At 61.3% G+C, this 2,672-nt stretch carries 3 protein-coding genes and 1 pseudogene; 2 read left to right on the plus strand and 2 right to left on the minus strand.

Annotation, left to right across the window (positions count from 1 at the left end):
* Positions 1–15 precede the first annotated feature (15 nt).
* Complete coding sequence (locus FS320_RS49300; protein ID WP_244627726.1) at positions 16–504, minus strand: helix-turn-helix domain-containing protein; 489 nt, start codon at positions 502–504, stop codon at positions 16–18.
* A gap of 41 nt (positions 505–545) precedes the next feature.
* On the opposite strand from FS320_RS49300, the gene FS320_RS41405 reads away from it, so the two are divergent.
* Both FS320_RS41405 and FS320_RS41410 read left to right on the plus strand, forming a co-directional pair.
* The gene (locus tag FS320_RS41405) at positions 546–728 is read left to right on the plus strand and encodes a cytochrome P460 family protein (protein ID WP_152718389.1); all 183 of its coding nucleotides are present in this window, start codon (positions 546–548) and stop codon (positions 726–728) included.
* Between the two features lie 37 nt (positions 729–765).
* A complete protein-coding gene (locus tag FS320_RS41410) occupies positions 766–1,506 on the plus strand; it encodes a DUF4405 domain-containing protein (protein WP_152718390.1) in 741 nt (246 codons plus the stop codon).
* A gap of 31 nt (positions 1,507–1,537) precedes the next feature.
* On the opposite strand, the pseudogene FS320_RS41415 reads toward FS320_RS41410, so the two are convergent.
* Positions 1,538–2,431, minus strand: a pseudogene (locus tag FS320_RS41415) (LysR family transcriptional regulator).
* Between the last annotated feature and the right edge of the window lie 241 nt (positions 2,432–2,672).

Genomic DNA, 2,672 nt, shown 5'->3' on the forward strand with positions numbered 1-2,672 from the left:
GCAAACGCGCCGCTCTCATCCGCCAAGCAGAACGCCTGGAGGTGGTGAGGACATGCCTGAAATCCGGTCAACTTTGCCAGCAAGGCTCGTACAGCCAATCTCAGATGGGGCGCCGTGAATTAACCGGCCTAGGTCGTGCGCCAGCAGCGGCACCGTCCAGCTCGTAGCCTGGTAGCCGCAGCGGCGCGGGTCGCGCGCCAGGGCCGCCGCCAGCCGCTGCGGCGTAAGCCTCGGGTGACGGCGAGGCCGCCCGCTGCGTGGCCGGTCGATCAGTGCCGTGGCCTCATGCTCGGCCCGGTACTGCGCCAGCCAGCGATGCACGCTGGAGCGATTGACCCGGCAGCGGCGAGCCGCCTCGGCGACGGAATGCCCCTCGGCCACCAGCAGCAGCGCCTCGAGGCGGCGATAAACACGGGCCTCACGGGCGCCAGCAAGCGCTGCGGCAAGCCGCTTGCGATCCGCCTCGTCGAGCCACGTCTCGGGAGAGTGATCATGTCGTTGCATGCTCCCCAGGAAACACCCGCAGTGCTCGCGTTGCAAGACTTATGATGACCTACTTAGGCGCCCAGAAGATGGGCGAAGGCAGCGAGCATTGGCAATACCAGTGGTTCTGGCCGGATCGCTCGATCAAGGCCGATGAGAACACGGCGCGTTGCTACTCGTGCCATCAGTCCCGCCAGGACCGGCAATTCATGTTCACCTTCACCGATGCGCTCAGCTTCAAGTGATTGCGCCGGAAATCCTCTTGAGAGCGAGCACGCCATCATGAAGGCCAATGTCGTCAAACGCCTTGCATTGCCGGCCGCAGTGGCGATCGTCTTGCTGCTTGCGCTCGCCTATTGGTGGCTGGAGAACCTGCCGCACGAGATCTTCGGCACGGTGTCGTTCACCTTGCTCGCCTGGCACATCGCGGTGAACCGGACCTGGTTCAGGAACCTGTTCAGGGGACGATACGATGCATACCGCGTCATCACGCTCGTGCCCCATCTGCTGCTGATCGCAAATATGGCGGTTGTCCTGGTGACGAGCATCGTGATCTCAAAGTCGGTGTTCGAATTCCTCCCCATTCCGGACAGTATCTACCTGCGCGATGTGCACTGGTTCGCGGCGTACTGGGTGATGATCCTCGTCGGCATCCATCTCGGTCTGCACTGGTCGCGGATCATGGAAATGGTGCGCACGACCTTGAGGCTATCGCCGGGGAATTCCACGAGAACGTTGGTGCTCCGCATCGCAGCGGCGCTCCTGGCTGGCTTCGGCGTGTGGAGCTTCTCAGTTCTAGGGATATGGGGCAAACTGACGTTCACCTACAGCCTCGCCTTCTGGGACTTTAGCGCCCCAGTGACGCCGTTCTTCGGACATTGGGCAGGTGTCGTGAGCCTTCCTGCTATCCCTACTCACTATGGAATGATGGTGCTCGGAAGCCGCCGCCGTTCCGCACCCAACACCAATCGGCCAGATCTGCGAGCCGACGAAGGCCCGTCAAGAGATGCGGCACGTGCGTGAGCCCGCGCAGCCAGCCCTCAAACGTCTGGGATCATCCCCGATGGCGCAGCGCCTCCACCAGGGCGACGAAGGCGGGCGAGGACTGGCGGCGGCTCGGGTAGTAGAGATAGTAGGGATCCCAATAGGGGCAATACTCCTCGAGGACGCGCACGAGTCGGCCCTCGGCGATGTGCGGCCGGACGATTTCTTCCATCATGTAGGACAGCCCGAAACCGTCGAGTGTAGCTTCCAGGACATCGAAGCTGTTGTTGAAGGCCAGTTGACCCTCAACACGGATCTTGATCTCGCGCCCGTTCTCCTCGAACTCCCATTGATAGAAACCGCCGGATGTCTGGAGGCGGAAGTTGATGCATCTGTGGCCGACGAGGTCCTTGGGGTGGAGCGGTTTCGGACGGTCGGCGAAGTAGGATGGGGTGCCGACGACTGCCATGCGGACATCCGGGCTGACCCGGGCGGAGATCATGTCCTTCGCGAGATGCTCGCCCATGCGTACGCCGGCATCGAAACGCTCGGTGACGATGTCGGTCAAGCCGTTGTCCTGAACGAGTTCGACCTTGATGTCCGGATAGCTTGGAAGGAACTGTCGCAGCTTGGGCTAGAGGAAATACTTGATCGCATAATCTGACGCGGAGATGCGGATTGTCCCGGCCGGCTTGTCGCGCAACTCGCTGAGGGCTTCTACCTGGGCCTCGATCTCGTCGAAGTGCGGCCCGATGCTCTCAAGCAGGCGTGCGCCGGCTTCCATGACGGAGACGGCGCGGGTCGTGCGGGTGAGAAGGCGGATGCCGAGCCGGGCCTCAAGCAGGCGGATGGTGTGGCTCAGGGCCGATTGCGAGACGCCCATCTTGGCCGCGGCCCGTGTGAAGCTGCGCTCCCTGGCGACGGCCAGGAAGGCGATCAGGTCATTGATGTTCTCACGCGGCACTCAGGAATTCCTCTCATGAATACGAGATCAAATATAACTATGTTCATGAGAGAATACAGCCGTGAGAGAATTCTGCTTGGTTTGGTGCTGCGCGAACACCCAAGGATTCATAGCTAGTTTCCGTCCATAAACGTGCACATCTCGGAGCATTTACAATAGGTTGTGCCGAGTTGGAGTGGCTTTGACGAGGATAGGCAGGGTGAAGAGCGCTGAGTATCGACAAAAATGGTATCGTCGGCGC

The sequence above is a fragment of the Microvirga tunisiensis genome, from assembly GCF_009296175.1.
Classification (GTDB): Bacteria; Pseudomonadota; Alphaproteobacteria; order Rhizobiales; family Beijerinckiaceae; genus Microvirga; species Microvirga tunisiensis.

Coding starts and splice junctions, on each gene's coding strand:
- FS320_RS41405 (WP_152718389.1), top strand. CDS start 546: ATGATGACCTACTTAGGCGCCCAGAAGATGGGCGAAGGCAGCGAGCAT.
- FS320_RS49300 (WP_244627726.1), bottom strand. CDS start 504: ATGCAACGACATGATCACTCTCCCGAGACGTGGCTCGACGAGGCGGAT.
- FS320_RS41410 (WP_152718390.1), top strand. CDS start 766: ATGAAGGCCAATGTCGTCAAACGCCTTGCATTGCCGGCCGCAGTGGCG.